General features: G+C 65.7%; 30 protein-coding genes. 22 read left to right on the top strand and 8 right to left on the bottom strand.

The window, feature by feature from the left end; all coding sequences use genetic code 11:
* Position 1 precedes the first annotated feature (1 nt).
* From BLW02_RS02680 to BLW02_RS02670, 3 genes are all read left to right on the top strand, one after another.
* Positions 2 to 640 (top strand): LysE family transporter, encoded by a 639-nt coding sequence (locus BLW02_RS02680; RefSeq protein WP_092696890.1) that lies wholly within the window; start codon positions 2 to 4, stop codon positions 638 to 640.
* 108 nt (positions 641 to 748) lie between these two features.
* Positions 749 to 1366, top strand: coding sequence for a ParA family protein (locus BLW02_RS02675; protein WP_092696889.1), 618 nt, complete (start codon positions 749 to 751; stop codon positions 1364 to 1366).
* 78 nt (positions 1367 to 1444) lie between these two features.
* Positions 1445 to 1909: a MaoC family dehydratase gene (locus tag BLW02_RS02670; RefSeq protein WP_092696888.1), complete on the top strand. Its 465-nt coding sequence runs from the start codon at positions 1445 to 1447 to the stop codon at positions 1907 to 1909.
* 398 nt (positions 1910 to 2307) lie between these two features.
* Here BLW02_RS02670 and BLW02_RS02665 read toward each other — a convergent pair whose 3' ends face one another.
* Both BLW02_RS02665 and BLW02_RS20000 read right to left on the bottom strand, forming a co-directional pair.
* Entirely contained in the window at positions 2308 to 2607 is a 300-nt protein-coding gene (locus BLW02_RS02665) for a DUF4148 domain-containing protein (protein WP_092696887.1), read from the bottom strand.
* A gap of 10 nt (positions 2608 to 2617) precedes the next feature.
* A complete protein-coding gene (locus BLW02_RS20000) occupies positions 2618 to 2836 on the bottom strand; it encodes a hypothetical protein (RefSeq protein WP_167544055.1) in 219 nt (72 codons plus the stop codon).
* Between BLW02_RS20000 and BLW02_RS02660 the strand changes: the two genes are divergently transcribed.
* On the top strand, positions 2835 to 3770 hold the full coding sequence (locus BLW02_RS02660) for a LysR family transcriptional regulator (protein WP_425285636.1): 936 nt from the start codon (positions 2835 to 2837) through the stop codon (positions 3768 to 3770). The genes BLW02_RS20000 and BLW02_RS02660 overlap by 2 nt on opposite strands.
* Here the strand turns inward: BLW02_RS02660 and trmL are convergent.
* Both trmL and BLW02_RS02650 read right to left on the bottom strand, forming a co-directional pair.
* On the bottom strand, positions 3759 to 4262 hold the full coding sequence (gene trmL, locus BLW02_RS02655) for a tRNA (uridine(34)/cytosine(34)/5-carboxymethylaminomethyluridine(34)-2'-O)-methyltransferase TrmL (protein WP_092696885.1): 504 nt from the start codon (positions 4260 to 4262) through the stop codon (positions 3759 to 3761). The two genes, BLW02_RS02660 and trmL, sit on opposite strands and share 12 nt — an antisense overlap.
* Before the next feature lie 57 nt (positions 4263 to 4319).
* Positions 4320 to 5042, bottom strand: a complete 723-nt coding sequence (locus tag BLW02_RS02650) for a ComF family protein (RefSeq protein ID WP_092696884.1) — start codon at positions 5040 to 5042, stop codon at positions 4320 to 4322.
* Positions 5043 to 5077: 35 nt separating this feature from the next.
* On the opposite strand from BLW02_RS02650, the gene BLW02_RS02645 reads away from it, so the two are divergent.
* The 8 genes from BLW02_RS02645 (at position 5078) to BLW02_RS02615 (ending at position 11335) form a co-directional block, all read left to right on the top strand.
* On the top strand, positions 5078 to 5980 hold the full coding sequence (locus BLW02_RS02645) for a class I SAM-dependent methyltransferase (RefSeq protein ID WP_092696883.1): 903 nt from the start codon (positions 5078 to 5080) through the stop codon (positions 5978 to 5980).
* 69 nt (positions 5981 to 6049) lie between these two features.
* Positions 6050 to 6556 (top strand): DUF2244 domain-containing protein, encoded by a 507-nt coding sequence (locus tag BLW02_RS02640; RefSeq protein WP_244273599.1) that lies wholly within the window; start codon positions 6050 to 6052, stop codon positions 6554 to 6556.
* A 58-nt stretch (positions 6557 to 6614) separates the two neighbouring features.
* Complete coding sequence (gene coxB / locus BLW02_RS02635; RefSeq protein ID WP_092696882.1) at positions 6615 to 7784, top strand: cytochrome c oxidase subunit II; 1170 nt, start codon at positions 6615 to 6617, stop codon at positions 7782 to 7784.
* 30 nt (positions 7785 to 7814) lie between these two features.
* A complete protein-coding gene (gene ctaD, locus BLW02_RS02630) occupies positions 7815 to 9434 on the top strand; it encodes a cytochrome c oxidase subunit I (protein ID WP_092696881.1) in 1620 nt (539 codons plus the stop codon).
* Positions 9435 to 9445: 11 nt separating this feature from the next.
* Positions 9446 to 9556: a cytochrome oxidase small assembly protein gene (locus BLW02_RS20080; RefSeq protein ID WP_208859679.1), complete on the top strand. Its 111-nt coding sequence runs from the start codon at positions 9446 to 9448 to the stop codon at positions 9554 to 9556.
* 10 nt (positions 9557 to 9566) lie between these two features.
* Positions 9567 to 10184: a cytochrome c oxidase assembly protein gene (locus tag BLW02_RS02625; RefSeq protein ID WP_026434743.1), complete on the top strand. Its 618-nt coding sequence runs from the start codon at positions 9567 to 9569 to the stop codon at positions 10182 to 10184.
* The gene (locus BLW02_RS02620) at positions 10181 to 10399 is read left to right on the top strand and encodes a DUF2970 domain-containing protein (RefSeq protein WP_092696880.1); all 219 of its coding nucleotides are present in this window, start codon (positions 10181 to 10183) and stop codon (positions 10397 to 10399) included. The genes BLW02_RS02625 and BLW02_RS02620 overlap by 4 nt, the downstream gene beginning before the upstream one ends.
* Positions 10400 to 10453: 54 nt before the next feature.
* Positions 10454 to 11335, top strand: coding sequence for a cytochrome c oxidase subunit 3 (locus tag BLW02_RS02615; protein ID WP_092696879.1), 882 nt, complete (start codon positions 10454 to 10456; stop codon positions 11333 to 11335).
* A 66-nt stretch (positions 11336 to 11401) separates the two neighbouring features.
* On the opposite strand, the gene BLW02_RS02610 is transcribed toward BLW02_RS02615, so the two are convergent.
* Positions 11402 to 11623: a twin transmembrane helix small protein gene (locus BLW02_RS02610; protein WP_092696878.1), complete on the bottom strand. Its 222-nt coding sequence runs from the start codon at positions 11621 to 11623 to the stop codon at positions 11402 to 11404.
* A 15-nt stretch (positions 11624 to 11638) separates the two neighbouring features.
* Between BLW02_RS02610 and BLW02_RS02605 the strand changes: the two genes are divergently transcribed.
* From BLW02_RS02605 to BLW02_RS02585, 5 genes are read left to right on the top strand one after another with little or no spacing between them, the layout of a single operon-like run.
* Complete coding sequence (locus BLW02_RS02605) at positions 11639 to 12409, top strand: SURF1 family protein (RefSeq protein ID WP_092696877.1); 771 nt, start codon at positions 11639 to 11641, stop codon at positions 12407 to 12409.
* A complete protein-coding gene (locus BLW02_RS02600) occupies positions 12351 to 13094 on the top strand; it encodes a hypothetical protein (RefSeq protein ID WP_092696876.1) in 744 nt (247 codons plus the stop codon). Before BLW02_RS02605 ends, BLW02_RS02600 begins: the two co-directional genes overlap by 59 nt.
* Positions 13091 to 14275 carry a COX15/CtaA family protein gene (locus BLW02_RS02595; protein ID WP_092696875.1) on the top strand — a complete coding sequence of 395 codons (1185 nt, stop codon included), beginning with the start codon at positions 13091 to 13093 and terminating at the stop codon, positions 14273 to 14275. Before BLW02_RS02600 ends, BLW02_RS02595 begins: the two co-directional genes overlap by 4 nt.
* Positions 14272 to 15168, top strand: coding sequence for a heme o synthase (gene cyoE / locus BLW02_RS02590; protein WP_092696874.1), 897 nt, complete (start codon positions 14272 to 14274; stop codon positions 15166 to 15168). The genes BLW02_RS02595 and cyoE overlap by 4 nt, the downstream gene beginning before the upstream one ends.
* Positions 15169 to 15173: 5 nt before the next feature.
* Entirely contained in the window at positions 15174 to 15785 is a 612-nt protein-coding gene (locus BLW02_RS02585) for an SCO family protein (protein WP_167544057.1), read from the top strand.
* Between the two features lie 46 nt (positions 15786 to 15831).
* On the opposite strand, the gene BLW02_RS02580 is transcribed toward BLW02_RS02585, so the two are convergent.
* Both BLW02_RS02580 and rpoH read right to left on the bottom strand, forming a co-directional pair.
* Positions 15832 to 16827 carry a Bug family tripartite tricarboxylate transporter substrate binding protein gene (locus BLW02_RS02580; RefSeq protein WP_092696873.1) on the bottom strand — a complete coding sequence of 332 codons (996 nt, stop codon included), beginning with the start codon at positions 16825 to 16827 and terminating at the stop codon, positions 15832 to 15834.
* Positions 16828 to 17051: 224 nt separating this feature from the next.
* On the bottom strand, positions 17052 to 17993 hold the full coding sequence (gene rpoH / locus BLW02_RS02575) for an RNA polymerase sigma factor RpoH (protein WP_092696872.1): 942 nt from the start codon (positions 17991 to 17993) through the stop codon (positions 17052 to 17054).
* Positions 17994 to 18212: 219 nt separating this feature from the next.
* Here rpoH and cutA point away from each other — a divergent pair, with 219 nt between their 5' ends.
* Entirely contained in the window at positions 18213 to 18551 is a 339-nt protein-coding gene (cutA, locus tag BLW02_RS02570) for a divalent-cation tolerance protein CutA (protein ID WP_092696871.1), read from the top strand.
* Between the two features lie 3 nt (positions 18552 to 18554).
* Here cutA and ftsY read toward each other — a convergent pair whose 3' ends face one another.
* Positions 18555 to 19883 (bottom strand): signal recognition particle-docking protein FtsY, encoded by a 1329-nt coding sequence (gene ftsY / locus BLW02_RS02565; RefSeq protein ID WP_092696870.1) that lies wholly within the window; start codon positions 19881 to 19883, stop codon positions 18555 to 18557.
* Between the two features lie 28 nt (positions 19884 to 19911).
* On the opposite strand from ftsY, the gene BLW02_RS02560 reads away from it, so the two are divergent.
* The 4 genes from BLW02_RS02560 (at position 19912) to coaD (ending at position 24150) form a co-directional block, all read left to right on the top strand.
* Positions 19912 to 21348: a M16 family metallopeptidase gene (locus tag BLW02_RS02560; protein ID WP_092696869.1), complete on the top strand. Its 1437-nt coding sequence runs from the start codon at positions 19912 to 19914 to the stop codon at positions 21346 to 21348.
* 21 nt (positions 21349 to 21369) lie between these two features.
* The gene (locus BLW02_RS02555; RefSeq protein WP_092696868.1) at positions 21370 to 22737 is read left to right on the top strand and encodes a M16 family metallopeptidase; all 1368 of its coding nucleotides are present in this window, start codon (positions 21370 to 21372) and stop codon (positions 22735 to 22737) included.
* Complete coding sequence (gene rsmD, locus BLW02_RS02550) at positions 22734 to 23447, top strand: 16S rRNA (guanine(966)-N(2))-methyltransferase RsmD (protein WP_092696867.1); 714 nt, start codon at positions 22734 to 22736, stop codon at positions 23445 to 23447. Before BLW02_RS02555 ends, rsmD begins: the two co-directional genes overlap by 4 nt.
* 202 nt (positions 23448 to 23649) lie before the next feature.
* Positions 23650 to 24150 (top strand): pantetheine-phosphate adenylyltransferase, encoded by a 501-nt coding sequence (gene coaD / locus BLW02_RS02545; protein WP_092696866.1) that lies wholly within the window; start codon positions 23650 to 23652, stop codon positions 24148 to 24150.
* Positions 24151 to 24163 lie beyond the last annotated feature (13 nt).

Here is a 24163-nt window from a genome sequence, read left to right as displayed (position 1 = left end):
CATGGACTTGCAGATCTGGTTGGCATTTTTTGCGGCATCGTGCCTGATTGCGGTGTCCCCGGGCTCGGGGGCTGTGCTGTCGATGAGCCATGGCCTGTCGTATGGCGTGCGCAAGACGGGCGCCACCATCGCCGGGCTGCAGGCCGGACTGCTGATGATCTTGCTGATTGCCGGTGCGGGCGTGGGCTCGCTGCTGCTGGCGTCCGAGCTGGCTTTCAGCGTGGTGAAGGTGCTGGGCGCCTGCTATCTGATCTATGTGGGCTGGAGCCAGTGGCGCGCGGGCGAGGCCTCGCCACTGCACGGGGACGAGGCGGCACCTGCCGGCCCGTGGCAAAAGCGTTTTCTGACGGGTTTTCTGACCAACGCCACCAACCCCAAGGGCATCATCTTCATGGTGGCCGTGCTGCCCCAGTTCATGACCGATGGCCGCCCGCTGTGGATGCAGCTGCTGGTCATGGCCGCCACCACCGTGGCGGTGGACGTGACGGTGATGCACGGCTACGCTGCCGGGGCCAGCGCGCTGCGCCGCCTGATGCGCAGCGCCAGCGCGGTGCGCACCCAGAACCGCGTGTTTGGCGGGCTGCTGATGGCGGTGGGTGCGGGGCTGTTCTTCGTCAAGCGCGGCGGACAGCATGCCTGAGCGGAGCGGTTGCTTTTATTTGGATCGCTGTGCGCGCTGGATGCATGAGCGCCAGAGGAATTTTTCGCTCCAATTGTTTTTCAACCTGTGATCCCGGGAGGATGTGCCATGCCAGTGGTCGTTGTCGCCAATCCCAAGGGCGGCGTGGGCAAGTCCACGCTGTCCACCAATGTGGCCGGCTATTACGCCCGACAGGGGCATCCGGTGATCCTGGGCGACACCGATCGCCAGCAGTCCGCCCGCCTGTGGCTGGGCCTGCGCCCGCCCGCCGCACGCCCCATAGGCGCCTGGGACGCCAGCGCCGACGAGATCACCAAGCCGCCCAAGGGCAGCACGCACGCGGTGCTCGACACCCCGGCGGGCCTGCATGGCCGGCGGCTGAGCGATGTGCTCAAGCTGGCCGACCGCATCATTGTGCCGCTGCAGCCCAGCGTGTTCGACATCTTCGCCACGCGCGCTTTCCTGGACCAGCTGGCCGAGCACCGCCATGGCGCGGGCGTGCAGGTGGGCATTGTCGGCATGCGGGTGGACGCCCGCACCAAGGCCGCGGAGCAGTTGCACCACTTTGTCGACAGCCTGGGCTTTCCCGTGCTGGGCTATCTGCGCGACACGCAGAACTATGTGCACCTGGCGGCGCACGGGCTCACGCTGTTCGATGTGGCGCCCGCACGCGTGGCGCGCGACCTGGAGCAGTGGCAAGGGATTTGTTCCTGGCTGGACGCCTGAAAGCCAGCCCGCAGCGGCGGTGCCTTGCTGTCGCTTGCCCGACACGCCCTGCGCGGGCCGCAGCGCTACATTGGCTGCATGAAAACCTTTCGCTCCTACTCTGAAGTCAGCGCCTGCGTGGGCCAGGAGGTCGCCGTGACCGACTGGATCACCATCACGCAGGAACAGGTCAACCTGTTTGCCCAGGCCACGGGCGACCACCAGTGGATCCATGTGGACCCCGAGCGTGCCCGGGCCGGGCCGTTTGGCGCGCCGATCGCACATGGTTTTCTCACGCTGTCGCTGATTCCGCGTTTTTTTGAGCAGGGGCTGCGCATCGAAGGTGCACGCATGGGGGTGAACTACGGGCTGAACCGGGTACGCTTCACGGCGCCCGTGCCTGTGGGCAGCCGCCTGCGTGCGCGCCTGGTGCTGCGGGCCACCGAAGCCCTGGCGCCCGACGGGCTGCAGATGACCTGGCTGGTGACCGTGGAGCGCGAGGGCGGGGACAAGCCGGCGTGCGTGGCCGAATCATTGGCGCGCAGTTACGGCGCAGCGCCTTGAGGTGGTTTCACCTCCGGTCATTTGGAGCGGCCCTCAGAGCCTGTTCACGATCTCCCAGGGGTCGCGCAGCGGTCTTTGCGCGATGGGATGCAAGGCGCGGTGTGCAGTGGATAGCCCGGCTATCCACAAGCGCCGCAACGCCGCAGACCGCCCGCAAAGACCACTGCCCGATGGGTTGGAGCGAAATCGGGCGACAAGGCCGCCCCGGCCGCTTGCATGGGCACGAGCCCATGCGGCGCACCCGAAGCATCCACTCATCCCGATTGCGCTCCAACGCGATCCCCTGCGAGATCGTGAACAGGCTCTCAAAGCACAAGGCCTGCCGGTGCGCGCCGGCAGGCCTTGTCGTTGCGGGGTGCAGCGCGGCAGACGGCCGGCAGTCTTGCCGCGCCATGGCGTCACTGGTTACCGGTGACAACGGAGTTGGTCGTCGCTGCGGGCATCGCCTCTGCCTGCACGGGGCCCGGGGTGTTGCCCAGTGGCGCCGGTATGTTGTACCACTCGCGGTCGCTGGGCATCGTGCCTGCCTTGCGGGCTGCCACCAGCTCGGCAATCACGGTCTCACGGGTCAGCGTGCTCGTGGTGGTCAAGGGATAGTTGGACCATTCGCTATCGCCGGGCAGTGCGGAGTCCGCCTGGGCGGCCAGCGCGCCGACGGCCAGGGCGGCGGCGATGGGCAGGGTGGGGTATGCATTCATGACGTTTCCTTCAAAAATGGAGCCATTTGCTGCGGGCCAGGCCGGGTTTTGCCCCGGTCTTGTCCGGCCTCGGTGAGCGCCCGCGCATGTGCAACCCATCGATGAAAGCCACTGTATAGAGGGGTATCCCTTGGTGAAATGGCAATGCGGGCAATGAATGGTTCTTAAAAATGAAATAATCAATGCTCGAATAACACTTTGTTGCCAAAATGGACAGATTGTTGACCATGCGTGTGTTTCAGGCCGTCGTCGAAGAGGGGGGCTTTGCTGCTGCGGCACGGTTGATGGAGTTGTCGCCCCCCGTCGTGACCAGGCTGGTGGCCGATCTGGAGCACCACCTGGGCACACGGCTGTTGCAGCGCACCACCCGCAAGCTGGCCTTGACCGATGCCGGCGAGGCCTATCTGCAGCGGGTGCGCGCCATCCTGCACGAAATCGACGACGCCGAGGCCGCCGCCGCGTCGAGCACCCGCGACTTGCGCGGCACCATTCGCGTGCTGGCGGCCCCCTTGCTGGCCACGCACTTTCTTGCACCGCTGCTGGCGTCGTGGCATGTGCTGTATCCCACGCTCATGCTCGATATCCTGGTGGATGCGTTGCCTGCGTCGCGGGTGGACGAGTTTGATGTCACTTTCATGGTGGCTGGGGAGGACTACGATGGCAATATCGTGGCCCGGCCCATGGCCCATTGGGAGGCCATCGTCATTGCTGCACCTGCCTATCTGCAGCGCATGGGTGTGCCTGCCGAGCCCGGCGATCTGCAGCACCACGAATACCTGCGTTATTCAGGCCAGCTGGTTCGCTCCCGGAGCGGCATCGCGCAACGGTTGCGGTTGCGGCCCGTGCAGGGCGCGGGCGCGGCGCAGGAGGTGAAGGTGCCGGTGGTGCTGCAGTCCGTCAGTGCAGGCGTGCTGCTGCGCGCCGCGGTGGACGGCATGGGCGTGGCCGTGATGTCGCGGTTGCTGGCGGGCCCCCATCTGGCCAGCGGTGCGCTCGTGCATGTGTTGCCTGACTGGATTTTTTCCCGCTACGCCGTGTATGCCGCGCTGCCGTCGCGCCGCATGGTGCCAGCCCGCACCAAGGTGTTTCTTGATTTTGTCAGCGAGCACGCGCAGCATCTGGCGTCCTCGCGCCCTGAAGGCGGCAGGGTGTCAGAGCAATGATTCCAGCGCGGCTGCGGCCGTCACGCGGGGCATGCCGAAGCTGTTCTGGCGCCAGGCTTCGAACACGGTCACTGCGACGGCGTTGGAGAGATTCAGGCTGCGTTGCCCGGCCACCATGGGCAGACGCACGCGCTGCGCGGGCGGGAAGGTTTCGCGCAACGCGGTGGGTAGGCCCCGCGTTTCCGCACCGAACACCAGCCAGTCGCCGGGGAGAAAGCAGGTGTCAAAGGCGCTCTGGCTGCCGTGCGTGGTCAGGGCGAACATGCGCGTGGGGTCGGGCTGTGCGCTGCGCAGGAAGGCGGTCCACCCCGGATGCCGTTGCACCTGGGTGTATTCATGGTAATCCAGCCCGGCGCGGCGCATCAGCCGGTCTTCCATCGAAAAACCCAGGGGCTCGATCAGATGCAGCGTGCAACCCGTGTTGGCCGCCAGGCGAATCACATTGCCGGTATTGGGCGGTATCTCGGGTTCGACCAGGACGATATGGAACATGGCCTGTATTGTCCTGCGGACGCACGGATCTGCGCAGCGCCCTCGTAAACAAAGGTTTCAGGCCTGTTCGGTGCGCGCCACCACCAGGGCCGTGATGTGTGCCGCACCCGCCTGGCGCAGTGCGTGGGTGGCCGCATTCAGCGTGGCACCGGTCGTCATCACATCGTCGAGCAGAACAATGCGCTGTCCTTGCAGGGTGGCCGCGCGGGTGGGCTCGACGGCAAACGCGCCCTGCAGGTTGCGCAGACGCTGGCTGCGTGGCAGGCCACTTTGCGCCTCGGTGGCGCGCAGCCGCAGCAGCAGCGTGGCGTCCACCTTGGGGGCGGCGAGGTGATGGGCCAGCAGGGCGGCCTGGTTGAAGCCACGTTCTTGCAGGCGCGCTCGCGACAGGGGCACCGGCAGTACCCGGTCGGCAGCTTCCAGCGCCGGCTCCACCCAGGGCGTGCTGCGCAGCAGCGTGGCCAGCGCCGCAGCCCAGCTGGGATCGCCGCGGAACTTGAATTCGGCGATGGCGCCGGCCCAGGGGTAGGCATAGTCCACTGCGGCCAAACAGGCATCCAGCGCTGGTGGCTCGCGCAGGCAGGCACCGCATTCCGACACGCCATCGGGCACCGGCAAGGCGCAGCGCGTGCAGCGTGCGCGGGGCTGCGCAAACCGGGCGGCACAGTCATCGCACACGCGCCGGGCCGGCCAGGCGTGGCACACGGCGCACTGGCTGGGCAGGTGCCCGACCAGCGCGCCGATACGCCGTGATGTCCCTGCCAGCATCTTGTGAAGCATGGGGTCAATATACTCGTCTGCCCATCTTTGCCACCATGTCCACCGAGCATCCTCCCACCATCGATCCCGTTGCGGCCGCCCGCTGGCACGCCGCAGCGCCGGCCCAATCTCCCTGGCTGCATGAAGAGGTGGCCCGGCGCATGGACGACCGCTTGCAGTGGATTCGCCTGGCTCCCGCCGCCTGGTGCCATTGGGATGCGGTGCGCGGGGGGCTGCAAGGCCATGCCTTGGTCAGTGCCCGTTATCCCCAGGCGCTTTGCCAGGTGACGGAAACATCGCCGCACTGCGTTCCTGCCGCAATGCAGGCACTGGCCCGGCCCTGGTGGAGTCCGACGCGATGGAGTGCGGGGCGCCCGCGTTTCGGCCTGCCGCAGGAGGGGAGCGTGCAGATGCTCTGGGCCAACATGGCACTGCACATGGCGAGCGATCCGCAGGCCCTCATCGCCCAATGGCATCGCGCGCTGGCCGTGGACGGCTATCTGATGTTCTCGTGCCTGGGACCGGACACGGCCAAGGAGCTGCACGCGGTGTATGCCGCTCTCGGCTGGCCGCCCGCCGGCCATGCCTTCACCGACATGCACGACTGGGGGGACATGCTGATGCAGGCCGGCTTTGCCGAGCCGGTGATGGACATGGAACGCATCCGGCTGACCTTTGCGACGCCGCAGCGCCTGTTGCAGGAGCTGGCGGACCTGGGGTGCAACCTGCATCCTCAGCGTTTCCCTGCGTTGCGCGGACGCCACTGGCGCAGCCGCCTGCATGAAGTCTTGCAGGACCAGTTGGGGGATGCGGAACACGACGGGCAACTGGCGCTGACGTTCGAAATCATCTATGGCCATGCCTACAAACCCAGGCCCCGGGTGCGGGTGAGTGCCAGCAGCGCAGTCTCCCTGGAGGACATGCGCTCCATGCTGCGTGAAGGCGGCATGAGGAGTTGATTCGTCGCGTCTTGTCAATGATCTGGCGCAAGGGGCGCTACAATTCTCGACGTTTGAGGATTGATGTCCTTGGCGCGCCGTATCGGTGCAGTGGCCATTTGCGAGGCAGTTGCGTTGACAAGTCTGATTTTTCGTTTTGCTACGGTGTCTGGTCAACGAATTGACTGGCAACTGGCCCGCAATGGCTTGGCGGAACGTGAACGGATGTGGCAGGGCACCTTGCTGCTGGCAATGGTCCTGCTTTTCTGGATGGTTGGCAACCGGTGGGACATGCCTTTGGGTTGGTTGGCCGCTGTTGCGGCAGGGGCGGTGTTCGTCCGGTACGGCCGCCATGCAGCGGATGGCGACAGAATTTGGCTGCAAGGCTCGCGCCTGGTGGTGGAGAGGGAGACAGCAGGCAGGCTGGAGCGCGCCGAGTTTGACCGGAGCCGGGTTCGGGTCGAGCCCAAAACCGCAGACCGTTCGCTGATCAGGCTGTCTGCGCAGGGTCGGTCGGTCGATGTGGGGCGCTTCGTGCGCCCCGAGCTTCGCCAGGCCCTGGCATCGGAGATCCGCATGGCCTTGCGCGCTGCCTGACCTCAAGCAGGTGCGCCAAGTGATTGGTTAAATTGAGGCTTAGAAGTAAGTGAGAACTATGAAGAGCATTTCCAACAAGCTGGCTTCTCTGCTGCTGACTGCCGGTGCATGGATGGGCACCGCTGCCCATGCCGTTCAAGACCTGCCCGGCGGCCCTGCGGTCAATCAGCTGAACCTGCATCCTCCTGTCACCAAGATCGCCGAAGAGCAGCATTTCCTGCACTGGATGATGCTGATCATCTGCACGGTGATCTTCATTGCGGTGTTTGCCGTGATGTTCTATTCGATCTGGAAGCACCGCAAATCCCGGGGCGCCAAGTCGGCCAATTTCCACGAGTCCGTCACGGTGGAAGTGGTCTGGACCGTCATCCCTTTCATCATCGTGATCCTCATGGCCCTGCCGGCCACGAAGGTCCTGGTGGCGCAGAAGGACACCACCAATGCCGACCTGACCATCAAGGCCACCGGATACCAGTGGAAATGGGGCTACGACTACATCACGGGCGAAGGTGAGGGCCTGGCTTTCATCTCCACGCTGGACAGCAGCCACCGCGCCATGTCCGACAGCGGCAACGTGAGCGAAGCACCTGCCAACTACCTGTTCAAGGTGGATAACCCGATGGTGGTGCCGGTGGGCAAGAAGATCCGCATCATCACCACCGCCAACGATGTGATCCATGCCTTCATGGTCCCGGCTTTCGGTATCAAGCAGGATGCGATCCCCGGTTTCGTGCGCGACACCTGGTTCCGCGCCGAGAAGGTGGGGGACTACTACGGCCAGTGCGCCGAGCTGTGTGGCAAGGAGCATGCCTACATGCCCATTCATGTGAAGGTGTTGTCTACTGAGGACTACAGCCAGTGGGTGGCCGACCAGAAGAAGAAGGCGGCCTCCAAGCTGGACGACCCCGCGAAGGTGTGGGCACTGGACGACATGCTCAAGCGTGGTGAAAAGATCTATGCCGCCAACTGCGCAGCCTGCCACCAGGCCAACGGCAAGGGCGCTGGCGCCATCAAGCCGCTGGATGGTTCCGCCATCGTGCTGGATGCCGACCATGCCAAACAGATCCAGGTGCTGCTCAAGGGGGCGAACAACGGTGCCATGCCCTCATGGGCGCAACTGAGCGACACCGATATCGCTGCAGTGGTCACCTACACCAAGAACAACTGGTCCAACAAGACCGGACAGCTGGTGCAGCCAGCGGAAATCGTGGCCCAGCGTGGCAAGTAATCACCGCCCCAGAGCATTGAGGAATTCAAAATGAGCGCAGTTCTCGACAACCACGGGCACGCACACGACAGCCACGACCACCATGCACCGTCCGGCTGGCGCCGGTGGGTGTATGCCACCAACCACAAGGACATCGGTACGCTGTACCTGCTGTTCTCGTTCACCATGCTGATGATCGGTGGCGTTCTCGCGCTGCTGATCCGTGCCGAGCTGTTCCAGCCAGGCCTGCAGCTGGTCAACCCCGAGCTGTTCAACCAGCTCACCACCATGCATGGCCTGATCATGGTGTTCGGCGCCATCATGCCGGCCTTCGTGGGCTTCGCGAACTGGATGATCCCGCTGCAGATCGGAGCGTCGGACATGGCCTTCGCGCGCATGAACAACTTCAGCTTCTGGCTGATGATTCCTGCCGCGCTGATGCTGGTCAGCTCTTTCTTCATGCCCGGCGGCGCACCCGCTGCCGGCTGGACGCTGTATGCGCCGCTGACGCTGCAGATGGGCCCCTCCATGGACGCCGGCATTTTCGCCATGCACATCCTGGGCGCCAGCTCCATCATGGGCTCGATCAACATCATCGTGACCATCCTCAACATGCGCGCCCCCGGCATGACACTGATGAAGATGCCCATGTTTGCCTGGACCTGGCTCATCACCGCCTACCTGCTGATCGCCGTGATGCCCGTGCTCGCTGGCGCCATCACCATGACGCTGACCGACCGCCACTTCGGCACCAGCTTCTTCAACCCCGCCGGCGGCGGCGACCCGGTGATGTACCAGCACATCTTCTGGTTCTTCGGCCATCCCGAGGTGTACATCATGATCTTGCCGGCCTTCGGCATCATCAGCCAGATCGTGCCCGCTTTTGCGCGCAAGAAGCTGTTTGGTTACGCCTCCATGGTGTATGCCACCTCGTCGATTGCCATCCTGTCGTTCATCGTCTGGGCGCACCACATGTTCACGACCGGCATGCCCGTGACCGGCCAGCTGTTCTTCATGTACGCCACCATGCTGATCTCCGTGCCCACGGCCGTGAAGATCTTCAACTGGGTGGCCACCATGTGGCGCGGTTCCATGACGTTTGAAACCCCCATGCTGTTTGCCGTGGGTTTCATCTTCGTGTTCACCATGGGCGGTTTCACCGGCCTCATCCTGGCCATGGCGCCTATCGACATCCAGCTGCAGGACACCTACTACGTGGTGGCCCACTTCCACTATGTGCTGGTGGCCGGTTCGCTGTTCTCCATGTTTGCCGGCGTGTACTACTGGCTGCCCAAGTGGACTGGCGTGATGTATTCCGAAACCCGTGGCCAGATCCACTTCTGGGCTTCGCTGATTTTCTTCAACATCACTTTCTTCCCCATGCACTTCCTGGGCCTGGCCGGCATGCCACGCCGTTACGCCGACTACCCCATGCAGTTTGCTGATTTCAACGCCATCGCATCGGTGGGTGCCCTGGGTTTCGGCCTGGCGCAGGTGTATTTCTTCCTCGCGGTGGTCGTTCCTGCGATGCGTGGCAAGGGTGCCAAGGCGCCGCAAAAACCCTGGGACGGCGCGGAAGGTCTGGAGTGGGAAGTTCCTTCGCCAGCACCGTTCCACACCTTTGAAAATCCGCCCAAGCTGGACGCCACGGCAACCCGCGTGATCGGCTGAAAGGCATGTCCATGACACCCGAGCAAAAAAAGAGCAATCTGCGCATGGCGCTGATCCTGGCGTCCGTGGTTGCCGTCTTCTTCGTCGGGTTCATGGTCAAAGTCGTTCTGCTGTCCCGCTGAGCACCACGCCATGAGCATTCACCGCGAAAACGCCAAGATGGTGGGCAAGCTGGCCGTGATAGCGGCGGGCATGTTCGCCTTCGGCTACGCGCTGATTCCGATCTACAAGCACATCTGCGAGCTGACCGGCATCAATATCCTGTCGCTGTCCGAGCGGCAGGTGCCGGGCAACGGCGTGGCTGGCAAGGACGTGAAGGTGCCCGCCAACACGCAGGTGGACACGAGTCGCACCATCACCGTGGAGTTCGACGCCAATGCACGCGGGCCTTGGGATTTCAAGCCGGCCCAGCGTTCGGTGAAAGTGCATCCCGGCGAGCTGACGACGGTGATGTACGAGTTCCAGAACGTGCAGAACCGCCGCATGGCCGCGCAGGCGATTCCCAGCTATGCGCCTCGGCAGGCGGCGGCGCACTTCAACAAGCTCGAGTGCTTCTGCTTCAACCAGTACATCCTGGAACCGGGCGAGAAGAAACAGTGGCCTGTGGCCTTCGTGATCGATCCGCGGCTGTCCAAGGATGTGACGACCATCACGCTGTCCTATACCTTCTTCGAGGTGGGCGGAAAAACCCCGCAGGCTCCCGAGTCCACGGCTGCCGTCTCCCTTCAATCCGTGCAGGAGGGTTCATGAGTTCCGTCCATCCCTCGGATTCCGGCGTGCAGCGCAAGGGTTCCCTGTTGCGCACGGTGCGTGCGGTGGCCTGGTCACTGATCGGTCTGCGCAAAGGCAGTGAATACCAGCAGGACCTGCAAAAGATCAACCCCCTGCACATCATCGTGGTGGGGTTGGTGGCGATCTTCCTGCTGGTGCTGTCGCTGATCGCGGTGGTGAACTGGGTGGTCTGAGCCATCGCCTGCCTGCCAACCCCATAACAAAGATTTTGAGATTCAGGAGCTGAAATGAGTGCATCAACCCACGGCACAACACCGTACTACTATGTGCCCGCAGAGTCGCGCCATCCCGTGATGGCGGCCGCAGGCCTGTTTTTTGTGATCCTGGGCGCAGCCCAGTGGATCAACGGCCACAACTGGGGCAAGTATTCCCTGGCCGCTGGCCTGGTGTGGTGGCTGTTTGTGCTCTACCAATGGTTCCGCGATGCCGCCCGTGAAAGCGAAGGCGGCCTCTACGGGCACAAGATCGACCTGTCGTACCGCTGGAGCATGAGCTGGTTCATCTTTTCGGAGGTGATGTTCTTCGGCGCCTTCTTCACGGCCCTGTGGTGGGCGCGTTCGCACTCGGTGCCGGCGCTGGGCAGCCTGGACAATGCCATGCTGTGGCCCGACTTCAAGGCGGTGTGGCCCAGCATTGCGGCAGGTGCTACGGCATCCCCTGCCGGCATCGTGGAGCCCTTCCAGACCGTGGGACCTTTCTGGCTGCCCACGATCAACACGGCATTGCTGCTGAGTTCGGGTGTGACACTGACGATTGCCCACCATGCACTGCGTGAAAACCACCGCGGCAAGACCATTGCGTTCATGTGGGCCACCGTGCTGCTGGGCTTTGTCTTCCTGTGCGTGCAGGGTTATGAGTATTTCCACCTCTACACCGACCTGAACCTCAAACTCAGTTCGGGCGTGTTCGGCTCCACGTTCTTCATGCTGACCGGTTTCCATGGTTTCCACGTGTTCCTGGGCATGCTGATGCTGCTGGTCATCACCTTGCGCCTGCAAAAGGGGCACTTCACGGCCGACAAGCATTTCGGCTTTGAGGGCGCTGCCTGGTACTGGCACTTTGTCGATGTGGTGTGGCTGGGCTTGTACATCCTGGTGTACTGGATGTAAGACGGCCATGCAGTATCCAAGAAAGCGCCGCAAGGCGCTTTTTTGTTGAATGCAATGGTGTCTGTCTTACCGCGTGGCGGGCAGTCCTGTCGGCTGGATGTAGCCCAGTTGCCATGCGAGCAGGATGCAGATGAACAGAACGATAGAGAGCCCCACCCGAAATGCGAGGGCCTTGGCCATGTGGTTGTCCTTGGCCTTGTCGTTGCGCCCGTTGCGCATCATGAAAAAAAGGGCAGAGGCCAGACTGGCGAGAATGGCAAGAAACGCCACAGCGACAAGATATTTCATGGAGCACATTATCCCGTGACACCCGTTCCACGCACCTGGGGCCTGCGTTTCTGGCTGATCACCGTGGCTGCCGTGGCCGCCATCCTGGTGACCGCCTCCTTGGGGCGCTGGCAGCTGTCGCGCGCCGCGCAAAAACAGGAACTGCAGTCGCTGCTGGACCAGCGGGCCGCCTTGCCCCCCATCGACAACCAGCAATTGCGTGGGCATGCTGGCGAGGCGGATGGCGTGCAGGACCTGATCCATCGGGCGGTGCTGCTGCAGGGGCGCTGGGTGCCGGAGCACACGGTGTACCTCGACAACCGGCAGATGCAGGGCCGTCCCGGTTTTTTTGTGCTGACACCGCTGCGGCTGGAGGGCAGCGATGCGGTGGTGCTGGTCCAGCGCGGCTGGGTGCCTCGCAACTTCCAGGACCGCCAGCAGCTGCCCCTGGTCCAGACAGCGCCAGGTGTGGTGCAGTTGGCCGGGCGCATCGCACCGCCGCCGTCGCGCCTGTACGAGTTCCAGGGTGCCGACAGTTCGCAGGGGTCTTCCCGCATCCGGCAAAATCTCGACCTCACCGCCTTTCGCACCGAGACAGGCCTTGCGCTGATGAATCTGTCGGTGCTGCAGGCTGGCCCCGCCAGCGAGGGCCTGCAGCGGGACTGGCCCGTGATCGGTGCCGGCGTCGATAAACACTACGGTTACGCATTCCAATGGTTCGGGCTCAGCGGCCTGATTGCAATTCTCTATGTCTGGTTCCAACTCGTCCGACGCTTCCTTCGCCCGCGCCCCCGGCCTCTCGCCTGAGGCAGGAGGGGACCATCCCCTGGGTCTCACGGTGCACAACCTGCCCGAGGCCGGCAGCGCCGTGGCCCATGCCCAGAACACCCGCCACGGGCGCTGGAAGATGCTGGCGGTGCTGCTGGTCTGCGCCGCCCCGGTGATCGCCTCGTACTTCACGTACTACGTGGTGCGCCCCGACGGCCGCCGCAATTACGGAGAACTGGTGCAACCGCAACGCCCCTTGCCCGACCTGGCCACGGCCACGCTCGATGGCGCGCTCGGCCAGCTGCCGGCGCTCAAGGGCCAATGGCTGCTGGTGAGCGTGGCAGGCGGGGCCTGCGATGCCCAGTGCCAGCAGCACCTGTATCTGCAGCGGCAACTGCGCGAAAGCGTGGGCAAGGAGAAAGACCGTGTGGACTGGGTCTGGCTGGTGACCGATGCCGCCCCCCTGCCGGCGGACCTTTCTGCGGCCCTGCAAAAAGCCACGGTGCTGCGGGTCGATGGCGGGGCGCTGGCCCAGTGGCTCGAACCCGCAGCGGGACATGCGCTGGCCGAGCACCTCTACCTCGTGGACCCCATGGGCAACTGGATGATGCGTTTTCCGGCCGGCATGGATGCTGCCGGGGCCGCCAAGGCCAAGCGCGACCTGGAGCGCCTGCTGCGCGCGTCGTCCTCCTGGGATGAGGCCGGACGGCCAGGGCAACCCTGATGGATTCCCAACCGCTCTACGACCTGGCGCCGCTGGCGCAGGTGATGCTGCTGGGCACCATGATCGCGCTCGGACCCCTGGCATGGGTGGCCTGGCGCAACCGGGGTGGCAATCGGGGGCGCCGTCTGCAGGCCTTGACGGTGCTGACGCTGTTCCTGACCTTTGATCTGGTGCTGTTTGGCGCCTTCACCCGGCTCACCGACTCCGGCCTCGGCTGCCCTGACTGGCCGGGTTGCTATGGCAGTGCCAGCCCGGTGGGTGCGCGGGCGGACATCGCGGCCGCACAGCAGGCCATGCCCACCGGACCGGTGACGCACGGCAAGGCATGGGTCGAAATGATCCACCGCTACCTCGCCACGGGCGTCGGGGTCTTGATCATCGTGCTCACCGTATCTGCCTGGGTGCAGTGGCGGCGGGCCAGGGCCGGTGGCGGTGCGCAACGGCCCGTGATGGGGCCGTGGTTGCCCACCTTCACCCTGGTGTGGGTCTGCCTGCAGGGCGCGTTTGGCGCGCTCACGGTCACCATGAAGCTGTTTCCAGCCATCGTCACGCTGCATCTGGTGGGAGGCCTCGTGCTGCTGGCATTGTTGTGCGTGCAGGCGGTGCGCCACACGCAGGCGGCCAGGGGCGTGCAGCCTGCCGTGCTGGCGGCGCCGATGCGCATGGGTGTGTTCGTCACCGGCGCCCTGGTGGCGCTGCAGATCGTGCTGGGCGGCTGGGTCAGCACCAACTATGCGGTGCTGGCCTGCACGGCCTTTCCCACCTGCCAGGGCAGCTGGTGGCCGGTGATGGATTTCGCGCAAGGGTTCCAGATCTGGCGGCCGCTGGGGCTGCTGCAGGACGGCAGCCACATCAGCTTTGCCGGCCTCACGGCCATCCACTATGCGCACCGCCTGATGGCCTATGCGGTGCTGCTGGCGCTGGCCTGGCTGGCCTGGCGCCTGCACCGGGCCGCGGCGCTGCGCGTGCAGGCGCGGTGGCTGGCGGGCCTGGCCCTGCTGCAGCTGGCCACGGGCCTGAGCAACGTGGTGCTGGGCTGGCCCCTGCTGGCGGCCGTGCTGCACACGGGGGGCGCTGCGGCCCTGGTGGTGGTGTTGACCTGGACGGCCGCGTCCAGCCGGACGGCCCGCACACCCCTTGAGTCTTTGGCACCCTCGCGTGCATCGAGAGTTTCCGCATGAGCATCGCCTCCACCCTTTCAGCGCCCTCGCGCTTTTCTCAGTTCTACGCGCTGACCAAGCCGCGCGTGGTGCAACTCATCGTGTTCTGCGCGCTGATCGGCATGGTGCTGGCCGTGCCGGGCCTGCCCACGCTGCGGCAGCTCTCGCAGATGGCGCTGGCCTGTGCCGGCGTGTGGCTGGTGGCGGGCGCTGCCGCGGCCTTCAACTGCATCGTCGAGCAGGGCATCGATGCCCGGATGAAGCGCACCTCCTGGCGGCCCACGGCCAAGGGCGAGCTGTCCAACACGCAGACCCTGCTGTTCTCGGCCTTGCTGTGTGGGGCCGGCTCGGCCTTGCTGTATTTCTGGGTCAACCCGCTGACCATGTGGCTCACCTTCGCCACCTTCGTGGGCTATGCGGTGGTGTACACGGTGATCCTCAAGCCGCTGACGCCGCAAAACATCGTGATCGGCGGTGCATCGGGCGCCATGCCTCCCGTGCTGGGCTGGGCGGCCATGACGGGCGATGTGGGCCCCGAGGCTTTGATCCTGTTCCTCATCATCTTCCTGTGGACGCCGCCGCATTTTTGGGCGCTGGCCCTGTACCGGGTGGAGGACTACCGCAAGTCGGGCCTGCCCATGCTGCCGGTGACGCACGGCAACGAGTTCACGCGTCTGCAGGTGTTTCTGTACACGCTGATCCTCTTTGCGGGCTGCCTGATGCCTTTCATCTACGGCATGAGTTCGTGGATCTACCTCGTTGCCGCCGTGCTGCTGAGCGCCGGATTCTGTGGCTACGGCTTTGCCCTGTGGCGCCATTACTCGGACGCCCTGGCGCGCAAGACCTTTCGTTTTTCCCTCATCCACCTGAGCGTGCTGTTTGCCGCGCTGCTGGTGGACCACTATGCGCTGTGAACACCATGCACAAAAGAAATGCCCTTCAATTCATCGCTATCAGCGCTTTATCCATAGGCGCTGGTGCCCTGTTGACTGCCTGTTCTGAAAAGAAGACGGAGTTTCGCGGGGTGGACATCACCGGGGCTGACTACGCACGCGATATTCCGCTCACCGACCACAACGGCCAAAAGCGCAGCCTGCAGGACTTCCGGGGCAAGGTGGTGGTGGTGTTCTTTGGCTACACCCAATGCCCTGATGTGTGCCCCACCTCCATGCAGGAGCTGGCCGAGGTCAAGCAGATGCTGGGCAAGGACGGCGACCGCCTGCAGGGCATCTTCGTCACCGTGGACCCCGAGCGCGACACGCCCGCGGTGCTGAAGGCCTACATGGCCAACTTTGATCCGACCTTCCTGGCGCTGTCGGGCACGCCCGAGCAGATCGCCGCCGTGGCCAAGGACTTCAAGATCTACTTCAAGAAGGTCGATGGCAAGACCCCCACCAGCTACACCATGGACCATTCGGCTGGCAGCTACGTGTACGACACGGTCGGCCGCCTGCGCGTTTACAACCGCTATGGCAGCGGTGCGCAGGCCCTGGGCGCCGACGTGCGCGCCCTGCTGCAGGAAGCCGGTTAACGGGGCGACCAAGCAGGCCGACTGCGCCAGCCCCTGGTCCGGCGCCTTATTCGGCCTTGATGCCTTGTGATTTGATCACTGCGCCCAGCACGCGTGCATCGGTCTGGATGCGTTGGGCCAGCCCCTCGGCGGCGGTGCCGGTCACCTGCCAGCCTTGCTGGAACAGCTTGGCGCGCACGTCCGGGCTGCGGGCGATGTCGCTGAACAGCGCCGACAGGCGCGCCACCACCGGCGGAGGCAGCGAGCGGGGGGCGGCTACCGCGTTCCAGATTTCGAGGTTGAAGTCCTTCACCCCTGCTTCGGCCAGGCTGGGAACTTCAGGCACCAGCGTGCTGCGCCCGCTGGAGGTGATGCCAATCACACGCAGCTTGCCCGCGCGGGCCTGCGCGGCCGCCATGGCCGGGGGCAGCAGGGCCAGCTGGATCTGGCCGCCGATGATCGCGTTGATGACCTGCGGATTGCCCGCATAAGGCACATGCACGGGGTGGAGGGCAGCCTTGCCTTTGAGCAGCTCCATGCCGATGTGGGCCACCGTGCCAACGCCTGGAGTGCCATAGCTCCAGCGATCGCCGCTGGCGCGTGCGGCCGCAAAAAACTCCTGCGCGGTGGCACCCGGCGCGTTGACCGGCGCGGCCAGGGCCAGCGGGGCCGTGGCAATCAGGCTGATGGGCGCCAGGTCCTTGAGCGGGTCGTAGTTGACCCTGGGGTTGATGAGTTTGGCAATCGTCAGGTTGCCATTGATCATGACGCCCAGGGTGTGGCCATCCGTGGCCTTGGCCACGGCATCGGCGGCGATGTTGCCGCCCGCGCCCACCTTGTTATCCACAATCACCGGCTGCCCCAGGGCCTTGGCCAGCGGCTCGGCCAGGGTACGCGCCACCAGGTCGGGGGATGATCCGCCCGGAAAACCTACCACCAGCTTGACGGGCTTGCTGGGCCAGCCCGGTGTCACCGGAGCCGCGCTGGATTGTGCAAGGGCGGGGCTGCAGGCCGCGGCAAGGGCCAGTGCCAGCGCGGCGCGGCGCAGGGGGGACGGGGTCATCGAGAAATCTCCGGTCAGGGGCGGGTATCAAGCGCGTTGCCAACACCTCAAAAAAAAACGCGCAACCAGGTTGCGCGTCCAATTATCCTTGCCGCCTGCATCTGCGAACAGCCACCGCTCATACGGTCTTGCATTCAAGCGGATAACTAGGCGGGAAGCCGCAGACAGTGCTCTGGCACGGCAAGGCGAACCAACTATCGTTTACGTTTGAAGGCAAAAATGTATCAGGCGTATTCGGCCAGCGCGGCCTTCATCTTCTTCATGGCGGCCACTTCGATCTGGCGGATGCGCTCGGCGCTCACGCCATACACGGCGGCCAGCTCGTGCAGCGTCATGCCGCCCGAACCATCGTCGTTGACCTTGAGCCAGCGCTCTTCCACGATGCGGCGGCTGCGCTCGTCCAGGCTGGCCAGTGCCGTGGCAATACCGTCGGTGGCCAGCGCATCGCGCTGGCGCGACTCGATCATGGCGGTGGGCTCATGCGAGGCATCGGCCAGGTAGGCAATGGGGCCAAAGGCCTGCTCGCCATCGTCCGACGGCGCGGGGTCCAGCAGCACATCGCCACCCGACAGGCGGGTTTCCATCTCGATGACTTCTTCGCGCTTGACATTGAGCTGCGCCGCCACCGAGTCGATTTCGCGGTCCGACAGGGTGTCGCGGTGCGTGCTGGCATCGGTTGCCGCCGCGTCGGCCTTGAAACCCTGCTTCATGGACCGCAGATTGAAGAACAGCTTGCGCTGCGCCTTGGTGGTGGCCACCTTCACCATGCGCCAGTTCTTCAGGATGTATTCGTGGATCTCGGCCTTGATCCAGTGCATGGCGTAGCTCACCAGGCGCACGCCCTGGTCGGGGTCGAAGCGCTTGACGGCCTTCATCAGGCCCACGTTGCCTTCCTGGATCAGATCGCCATGGGGCAGGCCGTAGCCGAGGTACTGGCGTGCAATCGACACCACCAGGCGCAGGTGCGACATCACCAGCCGGCCAGCGGCGTCCACATCGTTGTGATCGCGCAGCTGGCGGGCGTAGATTTGCTCTTCTTCATGGGTAAGCAGGGGCAGGCGGTTGACGGCCGAAATATAGGCGTCCAGGTTGCCCAAGGGCGGCACCAGCGCCCAGGGATTGGCGGGCGCCAGGGTCGTCGTTGCGGTTCCAGATGGCAGTGTCATTCCGGGAATCCTTTCCTCTAGGCCTTCATGTTAGCACTCTGTTGGAGGGAGTGCTAAGTCCGGAGTTCCCGTCCGGTTGTTCCAAAGTGCCTGGTTCTAGGTGTTTCTATCAAATTTGCCTTGAGTGAAATGCCAGAAAGATTTTGTAGCTATTAATAGATGAGCATTTGAAGGCCTGTTTACACTGCCCTTTGTTCCTTTTGCAGGCAGGAGAGTTCCATGGCGACAGGCGTTGATCCGGCGGATATCAGCATGGTCACCACCACGGTGGCCAGCGCGGCAGATGCGCGCCGGCTGGCGCAGGCGGTCATGCAGGCGCGGCTGGCGGCCTGTGTGCAGGTGCAGGCCATCACCTCGCACTACCACTGGCAGGGCGCCCTGCAGGAAGAATCGGAGTGGCGGCTGGACTGCAAGACCATGCCGCGCGCCACCGCCGCATTGCTGGCGCTGCTGCAGGCGCTGCACCCCTATGCGCTGCCGCAGCTGGTGGTGCAGACGCTGCAGGCCACGCCGGCCTATGTGCGCTGGGTGGATTGCGAGGTGGCCGCCGGGGTGTGAGGTTCAGGTCAGCAGAGCCTGCGCGAATTCGCGCGCGTTGAAGGTTTCCAGGTCTTCGAGCTTTTCGCCCACACCGATGAAGTACACGGGAATGGGGCGCTCCTGCGCGATGGCGGCCAGCACACCGCCCTTGGCCGTGCCGTCGAGCTTGGTCACGACGAGGCCGGTGAGCTGCAGCGCATCGTCGAACGAGCGCACCTGGGCCAGCGCGTTCTGGCCGGTGTTGCCGTCTATCACCAGCAGCACCTCGTGGGGCGCCGTGGCGTCGGCCTTGGTGACCACGCGGCGGATCTTCTTCAGCTCTTCCATCAGGTGCAGTTGCGTGGGCAGGCGGCCGGCCGTATCCACCAGCACCACGTCCTTGCCGCGCGCCTTGCCGGCGGTGACGGCATCAAAGCTCACGGCGGCCGGGTCGCCGCCTTCCTGGCTGACGATCTCGACGGTGTTGCGGTCGGCCCATACCCCGAGCTGTTCGCGCGCGGCGGCGCGGAAGGTGTCGGCCGCCGCCAGCAGCACGCTGGCCCCTTCGCTGGCCAGGTGCTTGGTGAGCTTGCCGATCGAGGTGGTCTTGCCCGCGCCGTTGACACCCGCCACCATGATCACGGTGGGCTGGTGCTCGCCAATCACCAGGGCCTTTTCGAGCGGGCGCAGCAGATCGGCTAGCGCATCGGCCAGCAGGCCCTTGACGGCGGCGGGGTCGGTGGTCTTGCTGTCTTTCACGCGGCGCTTGAGGTCTTCCAGCAGGTGCTGCGTGGCCTTGACGCCGGTGTCGGCCATCAGCAGGGCTTCTTCCAGCTCTTCATACAGGGCATCGTCGATCTGGGTGCCGGTGAAAACGGTGGCGATGCTGGAGCCGGTCTTGCGCAGGCCGGCCTTGAGGCGGTCGAGCCAGCCCTTGCGTTCGGCGGGCGTGGGCGGCGGCTCGGTGGCCATGGGCGCCAAAGGCAGGGGCGGCACGGCGACGGCGATGGGTGCGGCCGCCACCATGGGCGAAACGGGGGTGGACACGGGCGCCGGCACCGGCAGCTCGGCCGGCGGCGGTGCGGCCACAGGGGCTGCTTTCGTTGCGGGGGCAGGTGGTTTGGCGGCAAACGGGTTGCGCAGCCAGCCAAGGCCACCGCTGGCCGCCGGCGGGGCCGGTGGGGGCAGGGTGGTTGCGGAGGGCGTTGGCAATGGCGCGGACTGCGTGACCGGGGCGGCGGGTGCCTGTCCGGCGGGTGGCATCACCGGCGGTGGCGCGGGCACGGCAGCCGGTGCAGCAGGGGTTGCAGGCGCAGCCGCAGCGGGCTGCGCGGGCGTGGGGGCGGGTTTTTTCTTGAAAAAACTGAACATTGGCGGGTACTTAGAATCACTCCATTCTATGAAACGTGCTTTCACCCTTCTGGGCCTGCTGGCCTGCCTGAGTGCCGGGGCGCAATCCCCGGTATCCACCACCCCTGCCGCGCACTTGCCAGCGGCCCCCACGGCCACGGCTTCCGGGGCGCAGCAATTCACGCTGGCCAACGGCATGCAGCTCATCGTGCAGCCCGACCGGCGGGCGCCCACGGCGATGCACATGGTGTGGCTGCGCGTGGGTTCCATGGACGAGGTCGATGGCACCTCGGGCGTGGCCCATGTGCTCGAACACATGATGTTCAAGGGCAGCAAGACCGTGCCGCCGGGCGAATTTTCGCGCCGCGTGGCGGCCTTGGGGGGACAGGAAAACGCCTTCACCAGCCGCGACTACACGGGCTACTACCAGCAGATTCCCTCCAGCCGGCTCGAAGACGTGATGCGCCTGGAGGCCGACCGCTTCGCCCACAACCAGTGGCCCGACGCCGAGTTCAAGAAAGAGATCGAGGTGGTCAAGGAAGAGCGCCGCATGCGCACCGAAGACCAGCCCCGCGCCGTGCTGGCCGAGCAGCTTTTTGCGACCACTTTCATCGCCTCGCCCTACCGCCGCCCGGTGGTGGGCTGGATGAGCGACCTCGATGCCCTGACGCCCGAGGATGTGCGCAATTTCCACCGCCAGTGGTATGTGCCCGGCAACGCGGCCGTGGTGGTGGCCGGTGATGTGGACGTGGCCCGGGTGCGTGCCCTGGCCGAAAAATACTATGGCCGCCTGCCCGCCCGCGCCGTGCCGGCGCGCAAGCCGCGCGTCGAGCCCGTGCAGCAGGGGCTTCGCCGCATTGCCGTCAAGGCACCTGCCGAGCAGGCCTACGTGGCCCTGGCGTTTCGCGTGCCCGGCATGGAGCGCGTCGAGGCGCTCACCGACGGCGACCGCGATGCCCTGGCGCTGATGGTGTTGTCGGCCGTGCTCAGTGGCTACGACGGCGCCCGCCTGGAGCGCGCCCTCAGCCAGGGCCCGCAGCGCGTGGCCGACAGCGCCAGCAGCTCGGCCATGGTGACCGGGCGCGGCCCCAGCCTGTTCCTGCTCAGCGGCGTGCCAGCCGAGGACAAGACGGCGCAGCAGGTCGAAGACGCCCTGCGCGCCGAAGTCGCCCGCGTGGCCCGCGAGGGCGTGAGCGAGGCCGAGCTGTCACGCGTCAAGACCCAGTGGATTGCCTCGACCGTGTACCAGCGCGACTCGGTGCACGGGCAGGCCCAGGACCTGGGCAGCAACTGGGTGCAGGGGCTGCCGCTTGATGCGGAAGAGCGCCTGCTGGCCCTGCTGCGCACCGTGACACCCGAGCAGGTGCAGCAGGTGGCGGCCCGGTATTTTGGTGACGACCAGCTCACGGTGGCTACGCTGCTGCCGCAGCCGCTGGATACCAAGCCCCGGCGCGCCGCACCGGCCGCGGGTGCCCCACGCCACTGAATCCGCACCCCGAGGCATTGCATGATGACTATGAAAAAAATAGCTGCCCGCGCTTTAATGAGCGCGGGAGCCCTTCTTGTGGCCAATTCAGCCTGGGCGCTGCTGCCCATCCAGCACTGGACCGAGGCCAGCGGCGCACAGGTCTGGCTGGTGGAAAGCCCCGTCATCCCCATGGTGGATGTGCAGCTCGACTTTGATGGTGGCAGCCGCCGCGACCCGGCCGATCAGGCGGGCCTGGCCGGTGCCGTGGCTTCCATGGCCTCCAAAGGCGTTCTGGGCATGGCCGCAGGTTCCGGTGTTGCCGAGGGTGCGCCGCTGGATGAAAACGCGCTGGGTGAGGCCTGGGCCGACCTGGGAGCCAGCTTTGACGCCAGCGCCGGCAGCGATGGACTGCATTATTCGCTGCGCTCGCTGACCGACCCCGCGCTGCTGCAGCGCGCCGCTTTGCTGGCCGCCCGCCAGATGGGCGAGCCCAGCTGGCCGGCCGATATCTGGCAGCGCGAACGCGCCCGCTGGAGCGCCAGCATCAAGGAATCCCGCACCCGCCCCGCCACCGTGGCGGGCGAAGCCTTTGCCGCCGCCGTGTATGGCAGCCACCCCTACGGCTACCGCGCCACCGAAGACACGCTGGCGCGCATCGAGGTGGCCGACATGCAGGCCTTCCATGCGCGCACCGTGGCCGCCTGCCGCGCGCGCGTGAGCATCGTGGGCGCCGTCAACCGCGCGCAGGCGCAGACCCTGGTGGCCACGCTGCTGTCGCGCCTGCCGGCGCGCACGGCTGCAGAATGCGCGCCGCTGCCGGACGTGCCCGAGGTGGCCGCGCTCAGCGCGCCGGCCGAGCAGCGCATTCCCTTTGCCTCGGCCCAGGCCCATGTGCTGATCGGCCAGCCCGGCTTTGCGCGCCGCGACCCCGACTTTCTGGCGCTGCTGGTGGGCAACCACATCCTGGGCGGCGGGGGCTTCACTTCGCGCCTGACCAACGAGGTGCGCGAGAAGCGCGGCCTGAGCTACAGCGTGTACAGCAGCTTTGCGCCCGGCCTGCATGCGGGCGCGTTCAGCATCGGCCTGCAGACCCGGCCCGACCAGGCAGCGCAGGCCGTTCAGGTCTCGCGCGATGTGCTGGCGCGCTTCGTGCGCGAAGGCCCCACCGAGACCGAGCTGCGCGCCGCCAAGGACAACCTGATCGGCGGCTTTGCGCTGCGCATCGACAGCAACAAGAAGCTGCTGGGCAACGTGGCCAACATCGCCTGGAACGGGCTGCCGCTCGACTACCTGGAGCACTGGACGGCACGCGTCGAGGCGCTCACCGTGGCCGATATCCGCGCCGCCATGGCACGCAAGCTGCAACCCGAGCGCATGGTCACCGTGGTCGTGGGAGGCCAGCCATGAGCCGCTCCAGCCTGCGCCTGGAAACCCTGCCCGGCGGCCGCCTGGCCCGTCCGGCCAGGAACGTCCCCGCGGCCGAGCCCGACGACGCCAAGGAGTCCAAGAACACCAAGGCAGCCAAGAGCAGCGCCCGGAAAGACGCAGCCCCCCAGGCTGCGGGCGAAATCCGCATCATCGGCGGCCAGTGGAAGCGCACCCGCCTGCCCGTGGCCCAGCGCCCGGGCCTGCGTCCCACGCCCGATCGCGTGCGCGAAACCCTGTTCAACTGGCTGGGCCAGGACCTGACCGGCTGGCATTGCCTGGATGCATTTGCCGGCACTGGCGCGCTGGGGCTGGAGGCGGCTTCGCGCGGCGCTGCCGCCGTGCAGCTGGTGGAAAACGACGCCACCCTGGTGGCCCAGCTGCACAAGCTGCAGGCCCGCCTGGCGGCCACGGCCGTGCGTGTGCAGCGCGGCGACGGCATTGCCGCGCTACGGCAGGTAGCGCCGGCCAGTCTGCACCTGGTGCTGCTCGACCCGCCGTTTGACAGCGCCTGGTTCGAGCCGGCCCTGCAGGCCGCCGCCAAGGCCGTGGCGGCAGACGGCTTCGTTTACCTGGAGGCGCCGCAGGCCTGGACCGACGAGGCACTGGCCCCGTTCGGGCTGGTGGTGCACCGCCACCTGAAGGCGGGTGCGGTGCATGCGCACCTGCTTCAGCGGCGCCTGGCGGGCTGACGGTACAGTACTCGGTAGCTATAAAAATAGTAGCTTATTGCGCTTTCTATATAAACGCCAGAGTCGTATTTTCTTGAAAAAAAAGGGGGCATGCACTGCGCCTCCTGCGCGTTGCAGTGCGCTGCATAATCCGCCCACGCGGCCCGGCCGGCCCCTGTGGGCCGGGCCCCAAATCCATCTGCCCACCAGGAGACCCCAGCCCATGGCACCCAACGTGCTCGCCATCTACCCCGGAACCTTCGATCCCATCACGCTGGGCCATGAAGACCTGGTGCGCCGCGCTGCGAAACTGTTCGACCGGGTGATCGTTGCCGTGGCCATTGCCCACCACAAAAAGACCCTGTTCAGCCTGGACGAGCGCATGGACATGGCGCGCGAGGCGCTGCGCGACTGCCCGCAGGTGAGCGTCGAGCCTTTTGATGGCCTGGTGACCGAGTTCACCGCTGCGCGCGGCGGCACGGCCATGCTGCGCGGCCTGCGCTCGGGCACCGATTTCGACTACGAATTCCAGCTGGCAGGCATGAACCGCGCACTGGTGCCGCACATCGAGACGGTGTTCCTCACCCCCAGCAGCCAGCACCAGTTCATCAGCAGCACGCTGGTGCGCGAAATTGCCCCGCTGGGCGGCGACGTGGCGCAGTTCGTCTCGCCCGGGGTGCATGCGCAACTGATGCGCAAGCTGAACCGTGCAGCGTCGGCCTGAGAGGCTGAGACTT

The organism is Acidovorax soli (assembly GCF_900107605.1).
Taxonomy (GTDB): domain Bacteria; phylum Pseudomonadota; class Gammaproteobacteria; order Burkholderiales; family Burkholderiaceae_C; genus Acidovorax; species Acidovorax soli.
This window is presented reverse-complemented; position numbering and strand designations above follow the sequence as displayed.